24 protein-coding genes are annotated in these 26,963 nt (G+C 45.6%); 16 read left to right on the top strand and 8 right to left on the bottom strand.

Going from position 1 to position 26,963, the window contains the following annotated elements:
* Positions 1-206: 206 nt before the first annotated feature.
* From ACJJI4_RS07220 to gad, 9 genes are all read left to right on the top strand, one after another.
* On the top strand, positions 207-1,949 hold the full coding sequence (locus ACJJI4_RS07220) for a hypothetical protein (protein WP_444927571.1): 1,743 nt from the start codon (positions 207-209) through the stop codon (positions 1,947-1,949).
* 1,049 nt (positions 1,950-2,998) lie between these two features.
* Complete coding sequence (locus tag ACJJI4_RS07225) at positions 2,999-4,012, top strand: GlxA family transcriptional regulator (RefSeq protein ID WP_444927572.1); 1,014 nt, start codon at positions 2,999-3,001, stop codon at positions 4,010-4,012.
* 150 nt (positions 4,013-4,162) lie between these two features.
* Positions 4,163-5,248, top strand: a complete 1,086-nt coding sequence (locus ACJJI4_RS07230; protein ID WP_444927573.1) for a PQQ-dependent sugar dehydrogenase — start codon at positions 4,163-4,165, stop codon at positions 5,246-5,248.
* A 199-nt stretch (positions 5,249-5,447) separates the two neighbouring features.
* Positions 5,448-5,912, top strand: a complete 465-nt coding sequence (locus tag ACJJI4_RS07235; RefSeq protein WP_444927574.1) for a netrin-like domain-containing protein — start codon at positions 5,448-5,450, stop codon at positions 5,910-5,912.
* A 309-nt stretch (positions 5,913-6,221) separates the two neighbouring features.
* Positions 6,222-6,788: a hypothetical protein gene (locus tag ACJJI4_RS07240; RefSeq protein ID WP_444897586.1), complete on the top strand. Its 567-nt coding sequence runs from the start codon at positions 6,222-6,224 to the stop codon at positions 6,786-6,788.
* 81 nt (positions 6,789-6,869) lie between these two features.
* Positions 6,870-7,238 (top strand): SpoIIAA family protein, encoded by a 369-nt coding sequence (locus ACJJI4_RS07245; RefSeq protein ID WP_413665487.1) that lies wholly within the window; start codon positions 6,870-6,872, stop codon positions 7,236-7,238.
* 36 nt (positions 7,239-7,274) lie between these two features.
* Complete coding sequence (locus ACJJI4_RS07250; protein ID WP_444905541.1) at positions 7,275-8,078, top strand: class I SAM-dependent methyltransferase; 804 nt, start codon at positions 7,275-7,277, stop codon at positions 8,076-8,078.
* A 220-nt stretch (positions 8,079-8,298) separates the two neighbouring features.
* On the top strand, positions 8,299-9,819 hold the full coding sequence (locus ACJJI4_RS07255) for an amino acid permease (protein ID WP_413665489.1): 1,521 nt from the start codon (positions 8,299-8,301) through the stop codon (positions 9,817-9,819).
* Positions 9,820-9,833: 14 nt separating this feature from the next.
* The gene (gad, locus tag ACJJI4_RS07260) at positions 9,834-11,207 is read left to right on the top strand and encodes a glutamate decarboxylase (protein WP_444927575.1); all 1,374 of its coding nucleotides are present in this window, start codon (positions 9,834-9,836) and stop codon (positions 11,205-11,207) included.
* 53 nt (positions 11,208-11,260) lie between these two features.
* Here the strand turns inward: gad and ACJJI4_RS07265 are convergent, their stop codons facing one another.
* Together ACJJI4_RS07265 and ACJJI4_RS07270 are read right to left on the bottom strand one after the other, a co-directional pair.
* Positions 11,261-12,829 carry a multicopper oxidase family protein gene (locus ACJJI4_RS07265; protein WP_444927576.1) on the bottom strand — a complete coding sequence of 523 codons (1,569 nt, stop codon included), beginning with the start codon at positions 12,827-12,829 and terminating at the stop codon, positions 11,261-11,263.
* Between the two features lie 129 nt (positions 12,830-12,958).
* Positions 12,959-13,645, bottom strand: coding sequence for an alpha/beta fold hydrolase (locus tag ACJJI4_RS07270; protein ID WP_444927577.1), 687 nt, complete (start codon positions 13,643-13,645; stop codon positions 12,959-12,961).
* Between the two features lie 708 nt (positions 13,646-14,353).
* On the opposite strand from ACJJI4_RS07270, the gene ACJJI4_RS07275 reads away from it, so the two are divergent.
* Together ACJJI4_RS07275 and ACJJI4_RS07280 are read left to right on the top strand one after the other, a co-directional pair.
* Complete coding sequence (locus ACJJI4_RS07275; RefSeq protein WP_444927578.1) at positions 14,354-15,073, top strand: aconitase family protein; 720 nt, start codon at positions 14,354-14,356, stop codon at positions 15,071-15,073.
* Between the two features lie 122 nt (positions 15,074-15,195).
* A complete protein-coding gene (locus ACJJI4_RS07280; RefSeq protein WP_444927579.1) occupies positions 15,196-16,254 on the top strand; it encodes an aconitase family protein in 1,059 nt (352 codons plus the stop codon).
* A gap of 312 nt (positions 16,255-16,566) precedes the next feature.
* On the opposite strand, the gene ACJJI4_RS07285 is transcribed toward ACJJI4_RS07280, so the two are convergent.
* Positions 16,567-17,580 (bottom strand): ELM1/GtrOC1 family putative glycosyltransferase, encoded by a 1,014-nt coding sequence (locus ACJJI4_RS07285; RefSeq protein ID WP_444927580.1) that lies wholly within the window; start codon positions 17,578-17,580, stop codon positions 16,567-16,569.
* Positions 17,581-18,222: 642 nt separating this feature from the next.
* On the opposite strand from ACJJI4_RS07285, the gene ACJJI4_RS07290 reads away from it, so the two are divergent.
* Positions 18,223-18,972 (top strand): sporulation protein, encoded by a 750-nt coding sequence (locus ACJJI4_RS07290; RefSeq protein ID WP_444927581.1) that lies wholly within the window; start codon positions 18,223-18,225, stop codon positions 18,970-18,972.
* A 295-nt stretch (positions 18,973-19,267) separates the two neighbouring features.
* Here ACJJI4_RS07290 and ACJJI4_RS07295 read toward each other — a convergent pair whose 3' ends face one another.
* Positions 19,268-19,627 (bottom strand): winged helix-turn-helix transcriptional regulator, encoded by a 360-nt coding sequence (locus ACJJI4_RS07295; RefSeq protein ID WP_444927582.1) that lies wholly within the window; start codon positions 19,625-19,627, stop codon positions 19,268-19,270.
* A 110-nt stretch (positions 19,628-19,737) separates the two neighbouring features.
* Between ACJJI4_RS07295 and ACJJI4_RS07300 the strand changes: the two genes are divergently transcribed.
* On the top strand, positions 19,738-20,148 hold the full coding sequence (locus ACJJI4_RS07300; protein WP_444927583.1) for a GFA family protein: 411 nt from the start codon (positions 19,738-19,740) through the stop codon (positions 20,146-20,148).
* Positions 20,149-20,561: 413 nt separating this feature from the next.
* Here the strand turns inward: ACJJI4_RS07300 and ACJJI4_RS07305 are convergent, their stop codons facing one another.
* Positions 20,562-20,891 carry a winged helix-turn-helix transcriptional regulator gene (locus tag ACJJI4_RS07305; protein WP_444927584.1) on the bottom strand — a complete coding sequence of 110 codons (330 nt, stop codon included), beginning with the start codon at positions 20,889-20,891 and terminating at the stop codon, positions 20,562-20,564.
* Positions 20,892-20,972: 81 nt separating this feature from the next.
* Here ACJJI4_RS07305 and ACJJI4_RS07310 point away from each other — a divergent pair, with 81 nt between their 5' ends.
* Both ACJJI4_RS07310 and ACJJI4_RS07315 read left to right on the top strand, forming a co-directional pair.
* Entirely contained in the window at positions 20,973-21,278 is a 306-nt protein-coding gene (locus ACJJI4_RS07310; protein WP_444927585.1) for a YciI family protein, read from the top strand.
* 338 nt (positions 21,279-21,616) lie between these two features.
* A complete protein-coding gene (locus tag ACJJI4_RS07315; protein WP_444927586.1) occupies positions 21,617-21,910 on the top strand; it encodes a YciI family protein in 294 nt (97 codons plus the stop codon).
* Positions 21,911-21,964: 54 nt separating this feature from the next.
* Here ACJJI4_RS07315 and ACJJI4_RS07320 read toward each other — a convergent pair whose 3' ends face one another.
* A complete protein-coding gene (locus tag ACJJI4_RS07320; protein ID WP_444897575.1) occupies positions 21,965-22,699 on the bottom strand; it encodes an SDR family oxidoreductase in 735 nt (244 codons plus the stop codon).
* Between the two features lie 108 nt (positions 22,700-22,807).
* On the opposite strand from ACJJI4_RS07320, the gene ACJJI4_RS07325 reads away from it, so the two are divergent.
* Positions 22,808-23,410, top strand: coding sequence for a TetR/AcrR family transcriptional regulator (locus ACJJI4_RS07325; protein ID WP_444927587.1), 603 nt, complete (start codon positions 22,808-22,810; stop codon positions 23,408-23,410).
* 49 nt (positions 23,411-23,459) lie between these two features.
* Here the strand turns inward: ACJJI4_RS07325 and ACJJI4_RS07330 are convergent, their stop codons facing one another.
* Together ACJJI4_RS07330 and ACJJI4_RS07335 are read right to left on the bottom strand one after the other, a co-directional pair.
* Positions 23,460-24,008 (bottom strand): DUF934 domain-containing protein, encoded by a 549-nt coding sequence (locus ACJJI4_RS07330; RefSeq protein ID WP_444927588.1) that lies wholly within the window; start codon positions 24,006-24,008, stop codon positions 23,460-23,462.
* Entirely contained in the window at positions 23,992-25,653 is a 1,662-nt protein-coding gene (locus ACJJI4_RS07335) for a nitrite/sulfite reductase (protein ID WP_444927589.1), read from the bottom strand. The genes ACJJI4_RS07330 and ACJJI4_RS07335 overlap by 17 nt, the downstream gene beginning before the upstream one ends.
* Positions 25,654-26,963: the final 1,310 nt, after the last annotated feature.

Genomic DNA, 26,963 nt, shown 5'->3' on the forward strand with positions numbered 1-26,963 from the left:
ACAATTACCCATTTTTGTCACCTAACTTATCTGTGAGGTTTTAAATGAGACTTGGGTCTAATTTTAAATGTTTTGCCTGGATGTTGATGATGCTTCCGGCGGCTGGATTTTCAAAGACAATTTATATGTCCTCTGAGGGAGATGACTCCAATACCGGTATCAATATTGAGGAGCCGGTAAAGACTTTATCCCGGGCACAGGAGCTAGTGGATTTTAGCGATGGTGATACCACGATTGCTATTCGTGGCGGCACTTATTACGCTGAAAGTGTGAAATGGACTGAGACTGATAAGGTATATCGGTTAATTATTAAGCCTTACGCTGATGAGGAGCCGGTATTTGAGGGGCAGGGAAGCAAGTCATTTTTTAATCTGAGCGCTCAAGATGGTCAGTGCACCAATGTTGAGATCAGTGGCTTAACATTGCGCAACTATGCCACCTACGGAATAATTTTTAATGGCGGTAGGCAGAATAGAGCATCGAGCTGGAATGGCTGTAATAAAATCCACGATAATAAGTTTGTGGAAATGGGCACATTATTTGATGTTAGTAACTGCCCAGAAGGTTGCGCTGGGTATGGTGTGGTTGACGTTGTAAATTCAAAATATAACGTGATTTACAATAATGTTTTTCATAAGGCGGAGAATATCCCTGAGCAATCATCGTTAATGCATGCAGTATATCTTGCTCATAATAGCAGTGAGAATGAGGTGTATGGGAATTACTTTTACACTATATCAGGTGACCCTGTTCGGGTAAGGGATGCTAGTAATTTTAACAATATACACAGTAACTATTCAGATCGCTCTGGAAAGATAGCCTTCCTTTCTAGCTGGCGTAATGTAGCCGGTGGGGAGCAGCCTTCGTTTGGTAATTTAGTGAAAAACAACATAATTACCTTCCCCTATCGTGATCGTAGTAAAATAGAAGTTACAGCTACTCTTGCGTCTGACGATGTTGGTACTTTTATTGAAAGAGAACAAAAGTTCTATCATGGAGATCAAATAGTAAAGGAAAGCATTGGGGGCACCATCGCTGGTGACTTTAATGGAGATGGCCTGGATGAAATATTGGTAGCATTAAACTATAACGACTTTACAAAAGTTGTTTTGGCTACTGGTGGTGAAGGGAAATACCTTAAGGACGTTGTCTATATCAGTTCGGATTATAAAGTCTCTAATTTAGAGAGCGGTAATTACGGTGGTGGTGAGTCGGACCAGGCTATTACTGTACTTTCAAATAGAGAGAGTAATGAGACAATAGTTTACCGTGGTAACGGCACTAGAAGCTTATTTGATCAAGGGCAACTTTTTAATAGCGTTGATATGAGCATTGACGCAATGGTATCGGGTGACTTTGATGGCGATGGCGCCTCTGAAATTGTCACGGCTATGACCGCTCCATCAGGTGAAACGATCATCTATCGTGGAGACGGTATTGAAGGCTTGACAAATATGGGGGTTCTACACCGCAGTGATTACTGGGAAGTCCCCGCGTTGGCATCTGGTGATTTCTTGGGGGCAGGACACGATCAGCTAACAGTGGCCTTCCAGTCGGATGATGAAACCCGAATTTATCGTGGAGATGGTATTACTTCAGCAACCGGGTACGGATACTTTTATTCAAGCCCTGATTTTACAATTACTGCAATGGAAGCTAATGACTTTAGTGGATCTTCACTCCCTTCATTAGTTACAGCCTTCAAACGTAAAACAGCAGGTGATGTTTCCCTCTTTAGTGGCGATGGTATGAATACGGCAATGGACAGTCAGTTCTATAGTAGCACTTACTGGGATATTGCTGCATTAACCTCTGGGTCTTTTAGTCGCGATGGCGGTGTGAATTTGGTGGAGTCATTTACCAGCCCTAGTCAAAGCCAGATCTGGGCTGGGAATGGGGTTAGCAGTATTTCATCTGGAGGCCTTATCCATAAACTGGAAAAGCTGTAACTGCCATTAAGTGTAATATGGCCGGTACCGCCTAATTGAGTACTGTATAGAGCCCCTTTCTACTCTTTGGTTGGGGGCTCTTACAAGAAGGTGCCTACAAGAGGTCGATTCCCTTCTATTGCTTAAAGGCTGCCTGTTTAATTCTATTGAAGTTAAGGTAGTGAGCTATACGGGGGATAAGTGCGTAGATATGGTCTCACTCTACACCATGTTTACATAATAGCAGCCTGATATATAGTTCTTACGGCTTGTCGCGAACTACAAGGCCAAAGCTATACGTGGGAAAATGGGCAGAAGTTGTTCTTAATGTGTGTAAAATTTTAATCCAAAGTATCATTTAATTGCCCTACATGTGTTTTACTTGATTCTCTTTCATTAGGTTTTTATTGTGATCCTTGTTTGACGATATTGGGGCTAGTAAATCTCGGTTAGCTGTGAGGACAAAAGCACTAAAGGTCAATTAATTTCGAAGAGATACAACCTGCTACCCTTGGGTGCGATGTCAAATATTACAGAAAAAAGACAATGCCCTGAAAAATCTAATTGTTGCCTCATTCCAAATAATTACTTTTCCGTAATGCCATTGCGTGAGGTGTAGTGAGTTTATTTTACTATTGAAATTATTTGGTGGGGCTAATTGGTACAAAGCATGTTGCTTCAAATAATGGTCTTCTAAGAGAAAGCCTTCTATTTTCTGCTAATTAGCATGCAAAAAGCGCCAAATTAATGAGGGTGAAAAATGTCCCCTCTTGCCGCCTAATAAGATAATTGTTGGTTCAATGGTGCCAAATAAGGAGATAAAAAATATTTCGGCGGCTTGTGAAGATAAAAAGGGTGGAATTTGACCAGTTAAGGGGCCCCAAATAATAGATGACCCGTTATTCCGAAAAGCAATAATAATAATACTTTACAGAATATAGAATACTGGTACATTCTCACTTAAAGTCACTGAATTCAAAATAGTCATTTTGTCTTTTTGCGTCAGGTTAACTTTGCAAGACAACATAAAAAATCCTTTAAGTTTGATAAGTTAGTTTTAGGTGTTCGCAGTGAAAAGTAGTACCCCATCGCCCTATCTGGGTCTTATGGAAAGAAATAAAAGAACGGTATCCATTGTTATTTGCTCCGGCGCTCAATGCTTGGATATTTCTGGCCCAGCAGAGGTTTTTTCATTTGCAAATAAGCAAATGGCGGATTTCGGGTACGGTGAAAATCAGCTTTACAATATCGAATTTTTGGCTGCATCCAAAGAGCCCAAGGAAATATCAACAGGTCTAAAAGTACATCCTGATAAGTCTTTTGAAGAGGCAGGCTCCATCCATACTCTTTTAGTTGGAGGTGGTACTGCGAAAAGTTGCCTTGACTTAACGGATGACAGTCAGTTTCTTGAGTGGTTGAAAGTTAAGGCAAAGGAAGTTGAGAGGATAGGGGTTAGCGGAAGTGGTACACTGGTACTTGCTAAGGCTGGAGTTTTATCAGGGCATCGGGCTACAACCCATGAAAAATACATCGGTGATCTAAAAAAATATAAAGATATTGAAGTAGATAACAAAGCGATTTTTGTGAGAGATAAGAAAATCTACAGTTCTGTAGGGCGAAGTGCAGGGATAGACTTGGCCTTGGCTATGGTTGAGGAGGACTTCGGTCGAAAACTGGCCCTTTTAGTTGCTCGGGAAATGATTTTGTACCTGAAGCGTGATGGTGATCAGAGTCAGTACAGTAGTTATTTACAGGCACAATTAAAAAATAATAGGTTCTCCCCGTTGTTGGAATGGATAAACCTAAACTTAGAGCAGCCTCTCAGCGTTGATTTTTTGGCCAAAAAACAAGCAATGAGCCCCCGAAATTTTTCTCGCTGCTTCACAAGCGAAATAGGTGTAACTCCGGCTCGGTATTTGGAGCAGGTTAGAGTTGAGAAGGCCTGTCAGTTAATATTGGAGGCAGGGATTAGTCAGGATGTAGTGGCAACCCAGTGTGGCTTTTCGTCGCAGGAACAAATGAGAAGGGCGTTTCTTCGGCAGAAAGGTATTCTTCCCAGTAAATACCGCAAACAGTTCGCTTGAAAATACTGGATTTCGTTGATTTTTGGCTTATCTTCGACATGAGGGGCGGCTTTTTAGGGTTTAAGCATGAATGCTCATGTATGTCTGAACCTCTGAGTTGATCAACATCTTCACTTTTAGTTAATATTTATATTTTGCAAGAATATAAATATGAAATACTTACTTTTGGCCAGTTTGCTATTTGCAGCTTCTGCAAGTGCCGAGATAGACCTTGATTACCTCAAGGTACCCGAGGGCTTTAAGCTCAGCTACTTTGCAGAAGATGTTGAGACGGCTCGTCAATTGGCACGTTCTGAGTCGGGTACAGTATTTTCTGGTTCTTTCAGCGCGAAAAAAGTTTATGCTTTCAAGGACACAGATAAAGATGGTGTAGGTGATCAGCGTTGGCTATTGATGGATGATTTAAAAGCGCCGACAGGTATTGCCTATAAAAATGGCGATTTATATCTGGCTGATGTCAATAAGATTATTCGCTTTCCCCAGATTGATAAAAATCTTGACAAACCGAAGTCTGAGGTTGTTTACGATCAGTTTCCAGCGGACAGGCATCATGGTTGGAAATTTTTGCGTTTTGATAGTGAAGGGCAGCTGATAGTGCCCGTCGGCGCGCCCTGTAATATCTGTGATGCCAACGAAAATTACTCAAAAATATTTTCGCTGGACTTGCAATCTAAGAAAACAAAAGTGATTGCAAATGGAGTGAGAAACTCCGTTGGCTTTGATTTTCATCCGCAAACCAATGAATTGTGGTTTTCAGACAATGGTCGGGACATGATGGGTGATGATATCCCACCCTGTGAAATCAATAAGGTAAGCTTTGCAGGAGAGCATTTTGGCTATCCTTATTTCCACGGTGACGATATTGCTGATCCGGAATTTGGTCAGGGTAAGAAGGCCGCTGATTATTCCAAGCCGGTATTAAATTTAGATGCCCATGTGGCGCCTCTCGGAATTCACTTTTATCGCGGTGGGCAGTTTCCCAAGGAATACCAACAGAACTTGTTGGTTGCTGAGCACGGGTCCTGGAATCGAAGCAAAAAATCAGGTTACCGAGTAATGATGGCGACAGTTAAAGATGGTGAGGTCACGGATTACAAGCCGCTGGTCACTGGTTTTATGCGGGATGAAACCACCTATGGGCGCCCTGTTGCATTTTTAGAAATGCCTGATGGCAGCGTATTAATTTCTGATGATTTTGCCCATAAAATCTATCGCTTAACCTATACCGGTATTTAAATGGCCGATTTTATAGCTATCAGGGCTGCTCATCGAGCAGCCCGCTTGGTTATCTACTGTATTGATTTTCACGCTAGAGGAATTTCTGCCAAATTTCCTTACCTCTTAGCTATCCTTCAGACTCTGTAAAAAAGAGTAAGCCGATCCTAATTACTTGTGCTATGTCTACTGCGATAAGAGCATAAGTAAGGAGAGGGTTGTGACGCAAAAAATATCTTGTGAGACATTTTCCAAAATCGTGAGTGTTATTTTATATCTCCTAGTGAGTAGCATGGCGCATGCTGCTGAGGACATAGCTTCGGCATCTACTGCTCATTTGGAAATACGTTTTGCCCAAGCTGAGGTTGTGGCGCAAGTAGAAATTATTGATGTTCACAGGGATGTGGATAGCGCACTGTCTGAGGAGGGAATTACAGCCATATCAGGCTATATCTACTCTGCCGTTCCCAGCCAGGTTTGGAAGGGGCCAATGGGTGGAGAGATCACCTTCCGCCTGGGATTTGAATCCTGCGATTTAAAGCTGGAGCAAGGTGAAAACTATCTGATTTTTGCGAATTTGGATAGCTACGGAAGGTTACACCTGAGGAGTTGTGAGGCGGTTATTGCTGAGTCAGACGCCACCGCGATACTTGCCCAACTTAATAAGTTTATTAAACAGGGCTAATAAGTTGCTTTCTTGCAGACCTGTTAGAACTATCAGTTGTAACTGGTTCTTTCTTTACAGCAATCCAACCTGCTACGAAGTGGCTCTCCCCCTTGAAGAACCCCAAAGGAGGGTTATTCTTATCAGTATTGGCGCGACCTTCTTTTACAGGCGCTGCATCTCATTAAGTTGCGCACCGTTGTAAACAGGCTGGAGTGTCAGGGTTTGGGATTGTTATCGAGAAAGTACACCGACCAGCACTGTGTAACCGGCTCGATTTTAATGATTAATGTCTTCTTTTGAGTTTGCCTGGGGTCGAGAGGTCCAGATATGAAGAAGTTACTGATTCCCCTGATCATTTTATTACTGATCATCGGTTATTTTATGTCGCGCAGCGGCGAGCATAAGGCTAAAGAAGCCTATAACTCGATGGAGCAGGAGCAGAAGAGTGAACAGATGAGGGGATCCTCTACCCCCTCTAGTGGAGGAAGTAGCGGTGGCTCAATGGCCCCAGCAGATACCTCGGATTCCCCTGATGGTATGGGCAATCCCGATTCCCAAATGCCCCAGGACTCTGACTCAACCGATCCCGCTCCTCCGGGGTCTTCAGATAACGGGAGCTCACCTGACGCTACTATGTCTGGGTCAGACAATATGGGTGCAGATGGCAACATGAGCCCGGATGCTAATGATTCTAGCGCCATGCCAGACGCGAGCAATAACTCGGGTGGCGACCTAAATCAGCAAGCGGATAAGGTCGTAGATGATGCTACGAAGGAAGCCAATGATGCTGTAGAGGGCGCGACTAACGATATGGATGCCTCTGCCGATGGCACTGAAACAGATACAGAGGCAGATACCGGTCAGGATGAGGGAATGGAAAGTAATGATAACTGACCAATAATAATGACTCAGCTACATCGAGCTAAGCGAAAAGCAGGGCCGCACAGAAGTGTGGCCCTGCCGCATTCTCAAAATATGATTGAGCATATCTGGCATCAGGGTGATCGAATACTCGAGGTTAGACCAGTTGGGAAGTTAACCGTTGAGGACTTCCAGTTGCTAGCCGCGCAAGTTGATCCGATCATCAGCAAGCGGGGACGTATAGAAGGGTTGCTAGTCAATGCGGGGGATTTCGCTGGCTGGGAGAGCTTCGTCGCAATGATCTCTCATTTTCGCTTTATTCGAGAGCATCAACGGCATATCCGCCGGATAGCCGTGGTTACCGATAATCCTATCCTCCGCTTTATGCCCAACCTTGCCTGTCACTTCATCAGTGCTGAGGTGCGTCCCTTTCCCGAAGAGGAGTCCGCTCAAGCTCTGGAATGGTTACAAAAACCGGGTTAGCATCGCCTCCCTTTTTCAATGTTACCTGGAGGGCAGGTGAGTCCATCGTTGGCTATTGTCGCTGCGGCGCCAGAATATGTTTCCGCAGCGGAAGAACTATCCGCTCAGTTAGATTACCCCCTCCTTGGAGCTATTTCTCCTGCTGATGTGGTCGACTTTCCCCAAGTGTTGTGTCTCGGAGAGCAACTGCAGTTATGTGCGACCGGGCGCAAAGCAGCCGGGCCAGTATGGGTGGATTTTGTTGCTGGAACACTTGCTCATCGCCGCAAGTATGGCGGCGGTAAAGCTCAACCGGTAGCAAAAGCTGTTGGTCTGCGTTCTGGCTTCCACCCCAAAGTCCTCGATGCCACCGCTGGTTTGGGTAGAGATGCCTTTGTTCTGGCGGCGCTGGGATGTGAGGTGCAGATGCTGGAGCGCAACCCGGTTGTTTTCCAATTGCTGAAAGATGGAATACGCCGGCTGCGACAGGCGTCTATCGGGGATGCTGAGTTGGCTGCAATTTCTGAGCGAATGAGCTTGGTGGATTGCTGTACGGCGGCGTCAGAGTGGCTCGCGCTGCAATCGGAGGAATCCATCCCTGTTATTTATCTGGATCCAATGTTCCCTGCGCGGGGGAAAGCTGCCAAGGTCAAAAAGGAAATGGCTGCCTTCCATCATTTGGTTGGGACTGATGAGGATGCGGATAGCTTATTGAGCCCTGCCTTGGCGGCCTGCTACTACCGCACAGTAGTTAAGCGCCCTAAGCTTGCCCCCTATTTGGCTGATATGAAGCCCAACCTTTCCTTGGAGGGGAAATCCGGACGCTTCGATATCTACACCAAACATGGGGTTCCAGGCTAACTGCCACATACCACTGCCCTAGCCGATTTCTCCTTGGGTGAAAGATGGTGTGGGCACCGACTTGCTATGAATTCTATGTTTCCATAAGTCCGTTGCTAAAAGGGCGGCTTATGCCTTGGTAGCGGCACCTCTGTTATCCCATCTATCCCGCAGACTCCCACGATAGGCTTTGCTTCTTTGTACTGCCGCAAAAATATTGCACTCCAGGGAGGTCCCATCAGTGCGACCAAAAGGGAGCAGTGCATCGAGCACCCCGGATATTGCCAACAGAAAGATGTTTTCTGTGGCTGCTCTCGGGCTCCTAACTGCCGCAACGGTTGTTACCAGCTTGCGTACCCTGCCGATGATGGCGCAAGAAGAGCTGACGATGTTTTTCTATATCGGCTTTGCGGCATTGCTGTTCTTGATTCCTGCAGGGCTCGTGTCGGCAGAACTTGGCAGCGCCTTTTCAGAGCGCACTGGGGGTGTCTATACCTGGGTTGGTGAGGCTTTTACCCCGAAGGTGGGTTTTGTCGCTATATGGTTGCAGTGGATCGAGTGCATTGTTTGGTATCCCACGGAGTTGGGTTTTGCCGCTGCGGCGGTGGCTTATGCGGTGGGCGATAATACCATCGCCCAGAATACCTACTATATCGGTGGGTTTTGCATTCTTGCCTATTTGCTAGCGACACTGATTGCCCTTACCGGAACCCGCTTTCTGGTAAAAGTGGCACAGTTTGGATTTCTGGTGGGTATCGTATTTCCCTGTTTGATTTTGATTGTCCTGGCTGTTTGGTGGGTGGTGAGTGGTAATCCTATTGGCTGGGAGACCTTGACCGACCCGGAAGTAGCAGTGCGTCGGGATGGTTATGATCACCCGCGCTGGTTTCCCCATATTAACGGTTTGGGGGCAATTGCTTTTCTCGGGGGTATTTTACTTGCCTTTGCTGGAGTGGAAGCACAGGCCACGCATGTGTCGGAACTACGTGATACCCGTCGAGGATATCCAGCTGTAATTGCCATCGCCGCCGTTATTTCCATCCTGGTGTTCACTCTCGGCGCACTCTCTATTGCTGCAATTTTGCCCTATAAAGAGATATCTGTAGAAACTGGCTTATTTACAGCTTACGAAAGAGCTTTTGGGCAGCTACTTGGGATTCAATGGCCCGTGCAAGCACTTTCCTGGCTAATTGGCTATGGTGCACTAAGTGGTGCCTTGGCATGGTTGGCTGGCCCCAGTCGAGGGCTACTGGCTACGGCCCAGGATGGGATGTTGCCGCCTTGGTTTCAGCGAGAAAACCGGGTGGGTGTACAAAAAAATATTCTCCTCGCACAGTTTGTAGTGGTAGCAGCAATCTCGTCCATTTACATTTTAATGGATAATGTATCTACAGCTTTTGTTTTAATTTCAGTGATGGCTATTAGCTTATACATCATTATGTACATAATGATGTTTGCTGCGGTTATTCGATTGCGGATCACGCAACCAGACTTACCCAGAAGTTTTCGTATCCCGGGAGGGCTGCCAGGGGTTTGTATTGTTGCCGGAATAGGCTTAATTTCCGTTGTTTTTGCCTTGGTAGTTTCATTTTTCCCGCCAGAACAGCTCACGATAAAAAATCCTGTAACTTATGTTGCTCTCAACCTGGGTGGAATTGCTATAGCGATCACCGTTCCCTTGTTAATTTTCTATTTTCACAATCCCTCCTGGCGGGGGGAGGGTGGCCATCAACAGCAGTCATTTTCTGATATTGATGAGTGAGCCGGAGGTAGGTAGTGAAAGAGCAATCTCCATTTGATAGGTTCTTTGACGAATACAATGAAGATATTCCAGAAAAGCACTTTCCCCGGTGTAGTATTTCAGCAGAGGCTGCCGAGGCTATTGTAACCAGTGAAACCTGGGCTGACGCAAAGCCTGCGATGAACTTATCTTCGTTTGTCACAACTTTTACTGAGTCAGAAGCATTTGAGGTCGCTAAGAAACATTATCTGAAGAACTATATTGATCATGACATGTATCCACAGCTGTTTGCGATGGAAGCGCGAATGGTTCGCTGGTTACACAACCTCTGGAATGGACCTAAGGGAGTAGAGCCATACGGCGCAGCGACCATAGGCTCGTCAGAGGCCTGCATGTTGGCTGGTTTGGCGCACAAGTGGAATTGGCGTAAGAAGAGGCAGCAAGCCGGCAAAGACGGCTCAAAACCTAACCTGGTTACCGGAGCCAATGTGCAGATCGTTTGGGAAAAATTTATGCGCTACTTTGATGTGGAGCCGCGCATAGCACCGTTAAAGCCTGGTCATTACCGCTTTACCAGTGAACATCTGGATGAATTGGTCGATGAGAATACCATCGCTGTTGTCGCTATCGCCGGGCAAACCTTTACCGGTGAGGATGATGCATTTAGGGCGATTCAAAACTGGTTGGATAAGTATGAAGAGAGAACAGGAAACGATATCCCTATGCATATTGATGGGGCGTCGGGAGGATTTGTTAATCCATTTCTCTATCCGAATTACAAATGGGATTTTCGTTTGCCAAGAGTGAAATCTATCAATGCCTCCGGGCACAAGTTTGGCTTGGTGCCGCCGGGATTGGGGTGGATAATTTTTCGTGAAAGAGCAGTTTTTGATGAAGACTTGATGTTCTATGTTAATTACCTGGGTGGGGAGATGCCTACAGCCACATTGAACTTTAGCCGAAATGCATCGCCGGTTGCCTACCAGTATTACAACTTTATACGTCTAGGCTATGAGGGTTACAGGCAGATTATGCAGCACACCTTGGAGAATGCGCAGACTCTTCGTCAACTTCTGGTGGCCAGTGGGTACTTTGAAATAATGAATAAAACCCAGAGAATCCCAGTTGTTGCCATGACCCTGAATAAAAAATATAAGAATTTTAATGAATATGATATATCCAATAAAGTACGTGAGCGGGGATGGGTTCTTTCTGCCTATTCGATGCCGCCAAACGCTCAGTCTGTAAACTCTCTGAGAATTGTTGTTCGCCCTCATCTCAATCAGAATGCAATCAGTGGCCTTGCAAAGGATATTATCCATGCTTGCGATTGGTTGAGTAAGCATTGTGGTAATGCAACTCCGCCCAAGTTACATGACCCGCAAAAAGTGGCCCCCAGTAAGTGTTAGCTCTTACGGGGCTTTAACGATCCTTGCATTCAATGACTGGATAGATAAGTGGGCTATTTTGGAATCTCAGAGGCATCTTTGACAACTCTAACATGCTGCATCATGCCCCCATCCTCATGATAAAGTAAGTGGCAATGCAGAGGATACTTTCCGGTAAAATCTTTGAAACGAGTACGGAATTTTACATGTCCATGGGGCGGTACTTGAAAGGTGTCGCACCAAAACGGTAGTTTGAGTGTGTGGTGCATGGGGTCTTCTCCAACCACCTCGATAACATAATACGGATTAACATGAATATGGATTGGGTGGGGGAATTCACTTTCATTAACCAAGGTCCACTCCTCTACTGCATCAAGCTCTACGTAATGATTAACCACTTCACACCCTTCGAATGGTGAATGGTCAATACTGACATTCAGCCCGCGATAATATTTTTGGGGGTCATCAAGCGTGTTGGCCTGGAAAGTGAGTCGACGTGTATTGGTGATCTCATCATCTGTAATAGGTTTCAGTAAGTCCACTTTAAAACTGCTGGGGAAGGGTGGGGGTGCACATCGGGCGGGTGGTTTGCTGGGGGCATAGATTGCCGTTCCGATTTCCTCCCCCTGGGCAATGGCGATAACAAAAAGTGGACTGTTGTTATGGTACTTATAATGCGGCATTTGTTGGAACTCAATCGCATTATTGTAAATGTAAAAATGAGCTCCCGGAGTGGCGGCTTCACTGATTTTTAAGAAAAGGGAGGCTCGATTAGCGGGGCCCAGGCTTACGCCGTCTTGTAGGCGGTAGTCATCAGTAGGGTTTCCATCAAACCCGTAGATGTACATTTGCGCGAACCAAGGGCAATCGATATCTATCGATGTCCTGGTGGTAGCATTGAGAAGTCTCAGGTTGAGAAGCTCACCCACCGTTGCATGAATGATAGGGCAGTATTGTCCGTTAACGGTAATACAGTATTCACTATCTGGGAACTTAGCGACCTGGTGTTGATCCTCTACTTTTCCGTGCTCATCTACGGCAATATTCTGGAAGACAAGAATATGTTCCTTAACTCCCATTGCCTCAAGTTCATCGTCAAATTCATCCCTTACGATTAGGGCGCCTGCCATCCCGCTGCCGACTTGTATAGCGACAGAGCCGTGCTTATGGGGGTGGTACCAGTAGAGTCCTGGGGGTTGGTCCTTGGGAATGTCGTATTCGTAGGTATAACTTTCCCCTGGTTTGATCTTCATGCAGACATTGTCGGCCGGAGATTCTGGGGAGACGTGGAGCCCGTGAGTATGTAAGTTGTAGGTATTGAATTCATGGGGGAAGTTTATTGTAGCGGGTGTATTGAGGGGGTCTTCCTCTGGCAGCAGGTTGTTTGTCTGGATAGTAAGGTGGCTATCAGCGCGAATTTCAATGGTAGGGCCTGTCAGTGTGAAACCTGCTTCTTGAGTGATTGATGATGAAAATACACGGGTCCAGGTTGGTGTGTCATGGGTTTTGTAAAAACTGAAAATGTTATTCTTTTCGTACTGTACATCAAGTTTAAGTTCTAGTTTTCTATTTTCTTTATCCATTGAGTAAGCGGGTGGATTTTTTATTGGTTCTAGAAAGGAAATATGCTCTCTATTGCTCACTATTAACTCCGAGGACTTTGTGGGAAGCGAGATTGGTAAGAGGTACTTTATGAACGAATATCAGTTTAGATTCTAAGGCGAGATTATCTGTGGAATTTCTCGCCATATAATCGTTAATTGAGAGGTAAGTTAGGGTGGCAATAATCCTTCTGCAAAATTTATAATAATTCCCGCGACTTTGTTGGGGTGTGCCTGAGCAATAAAGTGCCCACCTGGAATATCAATGACATTGAGGTTGATGTATATCGCAGATATATCGATGACAGCTTTTTTACTTACAAGTCGATCTCTATCCGGGCGGATATAGACGGCAGGGATTTCCAATTTTTGGGATGGTTTGGAGATAGAGGCGATATTATGAAGCCTTTGCTTTAGTTTGCCTCTGTTGGTATTTAGTAAGGCGTTATAGGTGCTGTCAATGAGTATGTCACTGCCTTTGCCATTGAAACCAAAGAAATTTAGTGTGATTTTGGTTAAAGATGGGCAGTCTATAAGCGAGATTGGAGCTAGTTGTGCTGCCTTGGATAGCAGCGAAGGAGAGCTTATAAAGCTAGCTATAAAGGTAATGCCTAAAATTTTCTCGGGAGCTAAAAGGGATAGCTCATATGCAACTCTTCCTGAATAGGATTCAGCAATAATGTAAGTCTTCTCATTGAGATAGCTCTTGGCGATTGATTGAGCTTGAGCCAGGTAACTATCCCCTGGGAGCTTGGAAAGGCAGATAGTTTCGGTTGTCCATTGTTTTGGTAGTGCCTTAATCAAACCTGAAAACAGTGTTCCTGTTCCATCAAGTCCTGGTAGAAGTAAAACTTTCAATTCCGAATATCCTGCTGGAATTTCCTATTAATTGAATATTAACATGCTTATGCTGAGTATTTCTCTATATATGACATTCAGCCAGGGTAATTCTTCTTGATGTTTGTACGGGACAAGCAATCTGGTAGTGCCGAAAGGTGAAGTTTTCTATCGTATGAGGCGGTTTGAGTTGCTGTGAAGGCTGTTGGGTGTGCATGTTTTAGATAAAAATAGTTTCTTTGATTTAAGCTTCTAAATATATTTAATTATTCTAATGGATATTTATTTATACTAATACGTTATTTCTAGTTATGTCGATAACGAAAACAGAATTGCTAGGCCAATAAGTTGTCTAGGTGGGTGAGTATTAGAGTTCGTTAGTGTAACTTAATGACAGGCCTAAACGTAGCTAGAAAGTTAATTGAAAGTCATTTGGTCAAAGGGAATATGGCTCCCCAAAGTGTTATCGAGCTTAAAATTGACCAAGGGAGCCTCTGAATAACTCCGTAATGCCTCTGCGGGTCTTGAAGGCTGCAGATGTTAGGCGCAGCTCGCCGCGAATGGCCGTAGCCCTTTGCAAGAGCTGCAACGCAGCAGCTGTGGCCTTCAAGGCCCGCCCTTCGGGGCTTGCAGAGCGATTCACACTCCGCGTTGCGACTTCTTGAAAGGTCTAGACATTCCTGCGAAGCCGCGCCTTGATTGTGAACCGCTCTGCATGCCAGAGGTATCATGGAGTTATTCAGAGGCTCCCAAGTCCTCAGTGAGGATGCCACCGGCACGTTAGTGATGTTGGAGCTTGAAGCTTTGGGGGCGAGGCAGGTGAAAGCAGAAATATGCGCTCAGTATGTTGATCACAATGTATTGAGGGCAGACCATAAGAATGGTGATGACCACGTGTTCCTGCAAAGTTCCTGTCGAAACTACGGGATATGGTACTCGCGACCAGGAAATGGTATTAGTCATCCTGTCCATATGGCTTGTTTTGGTATCCCCGGTAAAACCCTTTTAGGTGGGGATAGCCACTCATGTGCTGCTGGCTCGTTAGGTATGTTAGGAATAGGAGCCGGAGGAATTGAGGTTGCGCTTGCAATGATGGGATTTCCGCTTTCTCTGGTAATGCCAACTATTTTGGGGGTGCGTTTAGAGGGGGAGCTACAGCCATGGGTAAGCGCTAAAGATGTTATTTTGGAGCTTGTACGTAGATATACATTGAGAGGTTGCTGGAACAAGATCGTTGAATATCACGGCCCTGGATTGGCAAACCTTACAGCAATGGATCGTCACGTAATCGCCAATATGGGGCAAGAAATGGGGGCCGTAACAAGTGTCTTTCCTGCTGATGATCAAGTGAGGTTTTTCTTGCGGCAGCAGTCGCGCGAGAACGACTTTGTGGAGTTGCTTGCCGATAAGGATGCAACCTATGATGAGGTTGCAACTTTAGATCTATAGATCTATCGAAAATTGAACCGATGATCGCTTGCCCCTCGCGGCCGGATAAGGTTGTTAAAGTTCGTGAAGTTGAAGGTAGGCCAGTTTCTCAGAGCTATATCGGTTCTTCGGCTAACCCTGGGTTGCGTGATTTTTCTATTCCCGCCCGGATGGTAAATGGTCTCTTTGTACCGCACGAGGTTTCTTTAGATATTAATCCCGCGTCGCGCCAACTACTTCATGAGCTGACTCATAATGGTGACCTTGAAAAACTACTTGGTGCAGGGGCTTACTTGCATGAAACCGGCTGTGGTGGCTGTATCGGTATGGGGCAAGCCCCAGCTAGCGGGCACAATAGTCTTAGAACTGTGCCGAGAAATTTCCCTGGGCGTTCGGGAACTAAAGAAGATAGCGTCTATTTATGCAGCCCAGAGACTGCGACGGCCAGCGCCCTGAAAGGAAAAATAACTGACCCCAGAAATTTAGACATGGATTATCCGGTATTTGAAGAGCCTGAACATCTAATGGATATGCGATCACTATTGGAGCCACCGCAGGAAATACCAGTGAAAGTTGAGGTGAGAAAGGGCCCCAACATTAAGCCTTTGCCAGTTTTGGAAAAAATGTTAAGTGTGATCGAAGGCCCAGCTCTTTTAAAGCTGGAGGATAATGTCTCAACCGATGATATTATTCCCGGAGGCGCGGATGCTTTGCCTTATTGGTCTAATGTCCCAGAGTTAAGCCGCTTTGCTTTTTCAAATGTAGATGAATCTTTTTATCAGCGGGCTTTGAGCACTAAGGAGGATATATTTCTTGTTGCCGGCAACAGTTTAGGTCATGGGTCGAGCCGGGAGCATGCCTCAATTACACTGCGATACTTAGGAGTACGCTGCGTCATAGCCAAAAGTGTAGCTGGACTCTATCGCAAGAATCTTATTGACCACGGAATTCTCATTTTAACATTTTGTAATCCAAGCGATTTTGACGCCTTTAGTAAAGATGATCAACTTCAATTTTATGATCTCTCAAGCTGTACAGGGGGTAACAAGATACTAGAGCTGAGAAATGTGACTAAAGGTATTAAGATTTGGTTGGAAAATGACCTTTCTCAAGAAGAAATTGAAATAATTAAATTTGGAGGCCGCATCAACTATATTAAGGGGTTGTTGAGAGGGTCTCTGGAAGATATGGGCTCATTTTAACAGTGTGCAGGGTGGTGTGGGGTTGGCTCTCCACGCAAAATACTTGCTTGTATTTTTTAGAACGGTATTTTTAATTGTGAGTTGGCAGTTGATGTATAGATTAAAATTTAGGTTGGCTTTTGATGAAGTTCTACTCGCTTGGTGAGGCTAGAGAGAATATTATTTTCTGCTAGTAGTTTTTGCTACTGCAATTGACTAGTTTGAATGTGCAGGATCTCTTGCCGTTAAAAGTTTGTCTCAGGTTATATATCAATAGATCTTTGTGTTAAAGTCCCTGTCGTCATGATGGTCAATTTAAGGGGTTGAGATCGCTCACCTACCATTGCTGCTGATGTCAAGGGCAGAGATAATTTCATCGTATCTTACTTTAGAATGGTATCCATAATCTAAGTTGAAATCTTTTGATAGAGAATCATTAAAGGTCTTGGCCAGTTCAAAAATCTCCATTCTCTTTATATAAGTTTCACTGTAAAGTTTATTGATGAGAGTTTTGTGGGCTCCGTAGATGTTATTCTCTTGGGGGACTAAAGTATATATAGGTTTAGATAGGGCAAGGGCCTCAGAAATCATTGATGAACTGTCTTCGGTTATAAAGACAGCTTCACTTGCACCGAGTATTTCTTCGAGGCTGGCATTGGGGGCCTCATAATCTAGCAAGTTGAAGCATGTATCAAATGGCATGTTGCTTTCAATTAGCTTAGCCACATATTTAGGGGTTCTTCTTGAGGTGCTAATTAGCCATGAAATATTTTGATAGACCGCTATTTTTTTTAGCTCTTCTATCAAGTCTATATAATCCTTCCGTGTGTATTTATAGCCGCTTCCATTGCCTCCGATAAGTAAAGTATAAAAGGGTTTGTGGTGTTTCTTCTTTAAGTTGTCGCCCAATGCTTTGCATAAATTTACATCTATGCGGCTAAATGGAAGGTATTGCCTAGATTTCTTAATGTCCTCTTTGGTAGATAGGGTTAGAGAGAAGTCGGTTTTCCTGAAGCTGTAAATATTTCCTATGGCAATATTCATGCATTGTGTTTTTTGGGTTAGTGCAACGTTCGCAGCAACGCTATTTCCACCAAAGGAAATAATTAGATCTGGTTTTCTTTTGAAGGAGGGGTTTCTGTGAAAGAGCATGATAAATTTGTGTGCGTTTCTGGCGAGATGTCGAGTCAATAGTCTTATTGGTTTATTTAGGGCCTTTAAAACTGGTTTACTGGTGGTGATTTCATAAGAATATTTGCCCTTGGAGTGGCGGGAGAGTAGCTGGTATAGCCCCAGCGAAGGACTGAGATGGCCCGGTTTTCCATCGTAAATAATTAAAATGTGCATAACCTTGCTTAATGGTTTGAGAAATGTTTCTAGGGGGCTCTAAGTGAATAGGAGTACCCTAAATTGATTATTCTCAATTTTCTGTAGATGGAGTTTCTATACGTAGTGGCTGAGATGGAGAGTCTCAATTTGCAGATTTAAACTTACAATCTACCTTTGGTTTGTTATCGACTTCTGATGCTGCAGATAGTGGTCTAGCCCTTGCAGCATGATGTAGGTGTGAGAATGTGTAATTTTGAAATTATTTCTGATCATATTTTTACTTCTTCGGTATAAATAGGGCTCAGATACTATGGTACTGCTGGAATTTTCTTAACAACAGTTAGGATTTTGCCGATATTCCAACGAAAAATGACACATTCAGAAAAAGTAAGTGGCCTTATTCAAGCATTAAATTTTTTACTGTTGGGGGAAATATGTAATAAAAATATCTCTTTTTAATCAGGCAAGCTCTCCCTGAGCCTGGTAGAGGTAGGTGTTATCATTTATTTATGTAGAAGTTCAAGGCATAAATGAACTTATTGGGCCTGGTATTACCTAAATTGGATTTATGTTAATATTGGACTCTATTTATTGGGCTAAGAAATAGGTTGAAGTCCATATTTTAAGGCTAGGTTGTTTGGTTAGGTGAGTACCCCAAGTATGTCTATGTTTCAAAAACTCAAAGCGTCAATAGGTATTGGTGCAGCTAAAGTTGATACAGTTCTACAAAACTCTGAGCAAGTTCAGGGTGGAATCATTGAAGGGGCTATCCATATCACTGGTGGCGATGTCGACCAGCAGGTGGATGCTATAAGTTTAAAGCTCTGCACCGAGATCAAGGTAGAGACTGATGAAGGGGTAAGCCATGAGCGTTTTGTACTGAATGAATTGCAGGTACAGGACCCTTTTACTATTGGCGCTGGAGAGAGCCGGGAAGTTCCTTTTCAGTTGGCGTTGCATGAAGAGACGCCAGTCACTGTTTTAAACACCCGTAGAAATAAAAGCTATGTGTGGCTGGAAACTTCCCTGGATATTGATTTTGCGCTGGATCCGAAAGACAGGGATCCCTTGCGGATAAGACCTTTACCCGTTGTAGAGAAGGTACTTTCCATGATCGAGGAAAGTGGCTTTAAAATGGTAAAAGCGGATGTTGAAAAGGGGCATTTGCGTGGAAGCAATTTTGTCTCCCAGTCTGGATGCTACCAGGAGATAGAGTTTAAGAGTAGTGGCTTGTTGACTTCAAAAGAGATTGAACTCTCCTTTATCGTTGATGGTGAGAAGGTGCACTGTTTGGCTGAAATTGATCGCAGATTTGGTCTGCGGGGCGATGAATATCATTCATTTTCATTAGCACATGATGCGAGTGATAATGAGGTTGTCGCAGCGGTTCAGTCTATTTTGTCTCTATAGATGAGCTAATCCATAGAGTTTGGCGGCACTGAGCTGCCGGGCCGTTAGGGGCAAAAGTGTTCCAGTAAAAAAGTATACTCTTAGTATCAGCTGCCGCCAGGTTCGTTAGTGATTCAGGAGGGTTTCTTAATGAGATTGGGGGGGAGCATAACAGGCAGAGTCAATATCATAAGCTTCTGGCCATTTATGGAGAGCAATTTCGGAGTAAAAATGCATAAAAGTTGCTGTTATTGCTAAATTTTCAGCTTAGCTTGGTCCTGCGGAATTGTTGCGCTTCTGGCCCCGAATCAAAGGGTTAGGTTTCCATAAACCACTTCGGGGGAATCCATGAGCCTTCAAAATATGTATTTCCCCATTTGGCGATTGCCTGAAGAATCGGTAAGACATCCTTGCCTTTCTGTGTTAGCAGGTACTTATATCGCTTAGGCTTTGATTGATATTGTTCCCTCACCAACATTCCCTCTGCTTCTAGCATTTTTAATCTTTCTGCGAGTCTGTTGGTTGGTATTTTTTCTGGTGAGTCAGCTAGCTCGCTATAGGTCTCTTTACCACACAGTAAGTCTCTTAGAATAACTAATGTCCATTTATCGCCGAATACGTCCAGTCCGTTCACGATAGGGCATCCCGAACGTAAAAATTGATTATCAGGACTCATGCTCACACTCTTACTGCCAGAAAATGAAATACTAGCCTAGTTACTTGCGAAGTTGAAGTTATTGATTTAGGCTAAGGTTGCTTCAACTTCGTAAGTAACAGGGAAAATTTATGTCCAAAATATCTGGAGAATGCCTGTGCGGTTATATTAGTTATTCTTGCTCTGAAGAGCCGGTAATGGCGGGTCATTGCCAATGTAAAGATTGTCAGAAAATTAGCGGGGCTGGACACATCGCTAACATAGCTATTCCTCGCGGAAGCTTAGCCATTAGCGGCGATCTTGCATTTCATGAGAAGCAGACAGATAGCGGCAATACAGTAAGGAGAGGTTTTTGCCCTCGCTGCGGTTCGCATATTTATGCGGAAAATAGCGGTATGCCGCAGTTTGAATTTATCCGCGCTGGAAGTCTTCATGATCTGGAGCAATTCAACCCGACAATGGTGGTATATGCTGGTAGTGGTGCATCTTGGGACTATATGGACCCGGAATTACAAAAATTTGAAAAAATGCCAGAAATGTGACCTTAACAATCAAAAGTAGGGGATGTAGCGCACAGCTGTTTTTGGGCTAAGGAAACTTCTGAAAATCACATTTCTCTCAATTTATCTCCCTGCAATCCCCGTGACTCGCTGCTTACGGGCACAAAAAGGTAACTCATAAGAGTGCCCTTAAGAGCAGTGGTTTGTTGACTTCTAAAGAGATTGAACCCTCCTTTACCCTTGATGGTGAGCAGGTGCATTGTTTGGCAGAATTATTCGTAGATTTGATTTGCGCGGCGATAAATATTATTCGTTTTCGCTAGCGCATGATGCGAGTGATAATGAGACTGCCCCATCGGTTTAGTCCATTTTTTCGCGATTGTTGACCTGCCTCCAAGAACCCAGCGGCATCTAGGCTGCAAGGCTCTTGGGTTTTGGCTTTTACAGAGTGTCTATTAGGCCTTGAGGGATTCCTCCCAGTTATTAGCCCATTCCCTCAGTGGATCAAGGGTTTCCATTAACGAAACTCCCAGATCTGTCAGTTGATATCCGTTCGTACACTTATTAATCAATTTAGCTTCACTCAACTGTTTGATTCTTGTATTTAGTACCGAAGGGGACATGGCATCACACTGGGCTTGGAGTTCCCTGAAGCTCCGGGGTGTGTTCCTCAGTTCCCACAGTATTCTCATATTCCATTTTCGCCCGAGCAGATCGAATACAGCCATGATGGCTATGCCGCTAGTCGAGCCTCTGACAGTTTTTTTCGGTAGAGGAGTTGCCATAGTTCTTGCGCTTCTAAATTAGTAGCGTTACAGTTGCTACGAAATCAGTAGCAATTTTATGGTATTTTTAGAGAAGAGGGAATGGGTGTGTTTTTAGTGGATATGCATTTTAAGGATTTGGAAAAGCTAACCCCAGAGCTGACTGCGAAGCATAGGCTTTATCTGGAGGGGGAGTACAAGTCTGGAAGTTTACTCTTTGGAGGAAGGAAAAATCCCAGGACTGGTGGGATTATTGTTTCTCGTCACAACACTGAAGAAGCATTACAGAGAGTGCTTGATGAGGACCCTTTTATAAAAAGTGGAGTGGCAGCTTATTCGCTAATCGAATTTGAGCCTGTTATGGCCTCTGAACAGTTTTTACACCTTCTAAAAATGAGTTCGCATTAATCACCAAACGTTTTGAGGGGAGTTTGGTATGTGGCTTTGAGGGGGATACCATAGCCTGGAAGGCAGATGAAGCTCTTCAGGCCACATGTAACTTGATTAATCTGAAGTATCGTCTAGTTAGCACTATTGCCTAAGGAAAGGTACTTGATGGCACCATTAAATTAAATGATGCCCGATCATCAATCTCCGATGGTTTCCATTTAAGCTACTACTTGGGGATTATCCTCTATCGCCAAGGTGGAAAGATTTGCTATCTATTAGATTGGTGGAGGCTATTTCTACAAGCTTAAAGTGGTGTAAAGAGTTGATATATAGCCCCTAAGGAGGGGGGAGATGTTATGTTTTTAGTGAACTTGAATTTCCCGGATCTTAAAAAACTGACTCCAGAGTTAATGGCGGAGCATGTGAGCTACCTGGAAGGACACTACAAGTCGGGGGACCTGCTTTTTGGGGGAGCGAAAGAACCTAGAACTGGCGCGATAATTATTTCACGTCATCCCTCTGAGGAAGAGCTGCGAAAGGTTCTGGAAGAAGACCCTTTCACAAAACATGGGGCGTCGACTTTTACGATCACTGAGTTTGTACCCGTTATGGCTTCAGAGGAATTTTCCAGCCTCTTGAAAGAACCCTAGATCGGGTTCCTTCGAGGCTTGTTTTACTTCTTACTCAGACAATCTTCGGCCGTGTTATTCGCTAAGGTCTGCGGTGATCACCGAATCAGAGAAGCTCTGATAAGCGGCTTCAAAAGTCTGCGACATGGCATCCGGGAAGAGGTGAAAATCCCCATTTTTTAGCGCGCCAACAATTTCCTCAGCCACTGCACTGGGGGATTCTCCGTCCTCCAGCCCAGCCTGTTTGGCCATATCTGTTTTGATGGGGCCGGGGTGAACACTCAATACTTGTACGCCTCGCTCCTGAAGCGTTTCTCGAAGTGCCTGGGTAATTGCGTAGCTGGCGGCTTTGGATGCGGAATAGGTGCTAACGTGTGGGAAGGTACGCAAGGATACGACCGAATTCATTTGTACCAGGGCGCCTTTGCTCTTTTCCAAATGGGGGGTGAATGCTTTGGCTACACGGACAAGCCCAAAGGTATTCACTTCCAGTTCCTGCTTAAGGGAGTCCTCTACATGGTCGCTAAGCGGGTCTGCAGGCGCAAGTACCCCGGCATTGTTCACCAGAATATCCAATTCCTGAATCGCCTTTGCCGCCGCCCCTACACTTTGGGCTTTTGCCACATCGAGTTCCAATGTGATTACTTTGTCGCCATATTTTTCTGTCAGTTCTGTCGTTGTCTCTGGGTTGCGCACGGCCAGATAGACTTTTTTTGCGCCACCGTCGAGAAAGCGCTCAACAATTGCCTTGCCAATTCCGCGATTCGCTCCAGTTACAAGGGCAGTTTTTCCTTCGATTGAAATGCTCAATTCCGTTCTCCTGTGAAGGGTTGATCAATACTGTACCGATCGGTAAGGTTTGAGCTAAGTCTTACCGATCGGTACAATATTGTCAAAACAATTTTTGGGAGATTGCCAATGGCGGGACGCAAGCCGGAGTTTGATAAGGCGCATGCGCTGGAATCAGCAACGAAAGTCTTTTGGAAAAAGGGCTATGTGGGCGCCTCAATGGCCGACCTGACCAAGGCTATGGGGATTAATAAGCCCAGTCTGTATTCTTCCTTTGGTAATAAAGAGAAACTGTTTGTTCTTTCATTGGGGCAATACCTGGATAGATATGCCAAAGATCGTATGCAGTTCCTGACGGAAGAGGGAGTGCCGTTACGGCAGCGATTGCATAGTTATTTGCTGGCTACCGTTAAAGGGCAAGCGGGGGAGGGAACCCCGAGGGGTTGTTATCTGGCGTTTGGATTATCGGAAACTGCCGGTGATGCTTTGCCTTCTGATGCCATTGACGCTTTAAAAGCTGCTGACGCAGAAGCGGTAAAGCAACTGGTTGACTTGTTTCGTTTTGATAAAGAGTCCCAGGCTATAGGGCTGGATCGGCGTGCCGAGGAGTGCGCTATATACCTGATTACCTTGTTGCATGGCACAGCATCGGTATTGCGATCCGGGCGAGAACTCAAGGAGGTGGAGCCCTCTTTGGAGTTTGCACTTAATGGATTGGGGCTGGAGGCGTGATGGAAGTGGAAATTTAGACCTCTGAGTATTCAGAGGTCTAAATTGAGCTTTAGAAGCGGCGACGGAACATGGGCAGCGGTTGGTCTACCCCTGTTTGGTAGCTATCGCCAAAATCGCTCATCGAGTCTTTAAGGCTAGCCAGCGGCTGCTCGCCTTCAAATGCGTAGGCATTGAAGCCGCAGCGTTGTAAATAGGTCAGCTGGTCTCGCATAAACCCGCCTACTGCGCGTAACTCTCCGGTAAAGCTGTAGCGCTCGCGCAGCATACGGCCGGCGGTAAAGCCCCGACCGTCGGCAAATGCCGGGAAGTGCACGGCAATTACCGGCAATTTGGCAGCTTCTTCCGCAATCTGCTCGGCACCTTCTTCACTGTCCAGCCAAACACCGACTTCGTCACTGCGGGATGACAGCGCATCGCGATGCGCCAGCCACTGTCGCAGTGGCAGGATAATTTTGCCGGAGGGCAGGGTGCTTGGGTCCAACTCCTCTCCCGCTTCCAGTTGGGGCACCAGCTGCCATTCGTTGGTCTTTACTTCACCATCGATGATCAGTTCTGCGGGGTTGCCCGGCTGTGGGCCCAGTTTAGCTGGCTTTGGCATAAACTCTCTCCTTGAAGGGCTGAAGGCCGATGCGGTTGTAGGTGTCGATAAAGGGCTCTTCCGTTTGGCGCTGCTCGACATAGAGGTCGAGGATTTTGCTGATCACGTCTGGCACTTCAGCGCGGGAGAAACTGGGGCCCAATACTTTGGCCAGGCTGGCCTCGTTGGATGCACTGCCGCCCAGCTGAATCTGGTAGAACTCTTCGCCTTTTTTGTCGACGCCGAGGATGCCGATATGTCCCACGTGGTGGTGGCCACAGGCATTCATACAGCCAGAGATATTGAGGTTGAGGTCACCCAGGTCGTACAGGTAGTCCATGTCGTCAAAGCGACGCTGGATGGCTTCGGCTACTGGGATGGACTTGGCGTTAGCAAGTGAGCAGTAGTCACCGCCGGGGCAGCAAATCATATCGGTCAGGGTGCCGATATTCGGTGTGGCGAAACCGTGCTTGCGGGCTTGTTGCCAGAGTTCAAACAGTTTGTCCTGTTCGACGTCTGCGAGTACCACATTCTGGTCGTGAGTTACCCGAGCTTCACCAAAGCTAAAAGTATCGGCTAGATCGGCAATAGCCTCCAGTTGGGCATCGGTTACATCACCCGGGGGTACACCAGTGGGTTTGGTGGACAACTTAATCGCGCGATAACCGGGTACCCGGTGAGGGTAGGTGTTGCGTTCAAGCCAGCGGGCAAAGGCTTTGTCGCTGTCAGCTTGTTGATACAGTGCAGCTTCAGCAGCTGATCCGTCAAACTCGCGATATTCCGGGGCTGTGAAGAAGGATTTAGCCCAATCCAATGCTTCCTGGGTTAACTTTTCAGCGCCGTCTTTAATGTGTTGCCACTCTTCTTCCACGCGGCGGCCGAACTCTTCCGGGCCGAGGGCCTTGACCAGAATTTTAATGCGCGCTTTGTACTTGTTGTCGCGACGACCCAGCTGGTTGTAAACGCGGACAATCGCTTCAAGGTAAGAGAGCAGGTCTTCTTCCGGCAGGAAGTCGCGGATGGTCTCGGCAATAACCGGTGTGCGGCCCTGACCGCCACCTACCAATACCTGGAAGCCAATCTCTTCACCGCGCTTGACGATCTGTACACCGATATCGTGTACACGGATGGCGGCGCGGTCCTGTTCTGAACCACTGACGGCGATCTTGAACTTGCGCGGCAAGAAAGCGAATTCCGGATGGAATGTAGACCACTGGCGAATCAACTCGCAGTAGGGGCGCGGGTCGGCAATCTCGTCGAGCGCAATGCCGGCGTAGGGGTCCGAGGTGGTATTTCGGATACAGTTGCCGCTGGTTTGTACCGCGTGCATTTCCACCTCCGCCAGCTCATCGAGAATAGCGGGTACATCTTCCAGCTGCGGCCAGTTGTACTGGAGGTTCTGGCGCGTAGTGAAGTGGGCGTAGCCTTTATCGTAGTCGCGGCTTACGCGGGCGAGACGGCGTAACTGGGCACTGTTGAGCAGGCCGTAGGGAACGGCAATACGCAACATGGGGGCCAGTCGCTGAATATAGAGGCCATTTTGCAGGCGCAGCGGCAGGAATTGCTCCTCGCTCAACTCGCCGGCAAGGTAACGTTCCGTTTGGCCGCGGAACTGGGCTACGCGATCGTTGATGATGGCGCGGTCCCGGTCGTCGTATCGATACATAACAGCTTGATTCCATTGCCTTTGTGCGCTGATGGTGGAGAAAGGGGCAGGCCCCGGACGATTCTCCGCTGGCGCATAACATACCAGCGCTCTTATGCAATAAATAACAATATTTTCCGCTATATCTGTAACCAATAGTTATAAGGGGTACTTTTTGTGGTGCTAGTTTGTGGTGCCGGGTGTTCAGAGGTGGCCGCCTTTTGCTCAATTTAATTTTGATCACAGGTCTGTATGTTGACTATAGCGGCTTTGTTTTTCGGTGCTGTGAGTTGTGAGCCCTTAGTTTGTCTTGGCAACTGTCGAGATGTACTCGTAGCGATGAGCTGACTAAGGTTCTCATCTGAGAGCTTACTGATGGTGTTTGTATACTAACAACTGGGGTCTCTGGTGTAGGCAAAAGTGATTTCTCTGAGCTGGACATCACTTACAGCGCAATTTTAGTTGCTTAGCCTTCATGCTCTTCGTGGCTTGGTCCAAAACTTGTGGGCTTTGGGTCTTTCTTTGTTAAGTCACATGAGTGACTATGAAGCCTACTTAACTCTTGATGGAAATAGGACCTGGCTAGAACCAGATGCCCGTTTCAATATTACGGAGAAGCGCCGTAATTAGGGGCTGAATTAACTGCTACCTCCGATGATGAGCCTCAATTAAAAAAGAATAGTTTTATTCAGATAATTAAGAACCACGCCGCTTTCGACAGCGTAAGGTTGACCCTTTGCTAATTGTTGATACTATGGTGCTTTACAAGCCTGCTGGGTCCTACATCGCTAAACTAGATTTTTATTTGAGCAAATGGAAGCTTGTCAAATTATTTGATGTTATTTTTGCTCTTTGTTGCCACTGTCCTCTTACGAGAGAAAGCGCCACTTGCCCATGGAAGTTTATTGCCTATTGAAATCCATATTTCAATTATATGTCGCACTTTAACATTTCCTTTGGTCGTTTTAAGTGATTATGCCTGCCAGCACAAAAGTTTGTAATGCTCTACTCTCGCTACGAGTTATCATTGAAATTTAGATGAATCTTCTAGTTTTTAATTGATTCCCTCTCTTTAAGCGTAAAACTTCGCTGTCAAACCTGTGCGCAATTGATTTCCTGTGTGTTAGGTGCTGCGATTTGATCTTTGTGTGAATATAAATGATAGTCATCTGAGGGTGTGAACTTTAAGTATATTTACCCATGGCTAGGGCTAATAGGTGCATATCCCATGTGCGCTTGAAAATATGAGCAGTATTTTTGCAAGGATTAAACTGTGAAAGAAGTACTTACAATGGAGGCTGGTTTGCAGTGATTGGTTTCTTGCTTCGGTC

It is taken from the genome of Microbulbifer maximicatervae (SeqCode), assembly GCF_052467305.1.

Bases quoted from the DNA above. Each gene is read 5' to 3' on its own strand.
- ACJJI4_RS07330 (WP_444927588.1), bottom strand. From the start codon at position 24,008: ATGCCAAAGCCAGCTAAACTGGGCCCACAGCCGGGCAACCCCGCAGAA.
- ACJJI4_RS07315 (WP_444927586.1), top strand. From the start codon at position 21,617: ATGTTTTTAGTGAACTTGAATTTCCCGGATCTTAAAAAACTGACTCCA.
- ACJJI4_RS07305 (WP_444927584.1), bottom strand. From the start codon at position 20,891: ATGGCAACTCCTCTACCGAAAAAAACTGTCAGAGGCTCGACTAGCGGC.
- ACJJI4_RS07300 (WP_444927583.1), top strand. From the start codon at position 19,738: ATGTCCAAAATATCTGGAGAATGCCTGTGCGGTTATATTAGTTATTCT.
- ACJJI4_RS07240 (WP_444897586.1), top strand. From the start codon at position 6,222: ATGAAGAAGTTACTGATTCCCCTGATCATTTTATTACTGATCATCGGT.
- ACJJI4_RS07245 (WP_413665487.1), top strand. From the start codon at position 6,870: ATGATTGAGCATATCTGGCATCAGGGTGATCGAATACTCGAGGTTAGA.
- ACJJI4_RS07325 (WP_444927587.1), top strand. From the start codon at position 22,808: ATGGCGGGACGCAAGCCGGAGTTTGATAAGGCGCATGCGCTGGAATCA.
- ACJJI4_RS07310 (WP_444927585.1), top strand. From the start codon at position 20,973: ATGGGTGTGTTTTTAGTGGATATGCATTTTAAGGATTTGGAAAAGCTA.
- ACJJI4_RS07295 (WP_444927582.1), bottom strand. From the start codon at position 19,627: ATGAGTCCTGATAATCAATTTTTACGTTCGGGATGCCCTATCGTGAAC.
- ACJJI4_RS07335 (WP_444927589.1), bottom strand. From the start codon at position 25,653: ATGTATCGATACGACGACCGGGACCGCGCCATCATCAACGATCGCGTA.
- ACJJI4_RS07290 (WP_444927581.1), top strand. From the start codon at position 18,223: ATGTCTATGTTTCAAAAACTCAAAGCGTCAATAGGTATTGGTGCAGCT.
- ACJJI4_RS07285 (WP_444927580.1), bottom strand. From the start codon at position 17,580: ATGCACATTTTAATTATTTACGATGGAAAACCGGGCCATCTCAGTCCT.
- ACJJI4_RS07230 (WP_444927573.1), top strand. From the start codon at position 4,163: ATGAAATACTTACTTTTGGCCAGTTTGCTATTTGCAGCTTCTGCAAGT.
- ACJJI4_RS07275 (WP_444927578.1), top strand. From the start codon at position 14,354: ATGGAGTTATTCAGAGGCTCCCAAGTCCTCAGTGAGGATGCCACCGGC.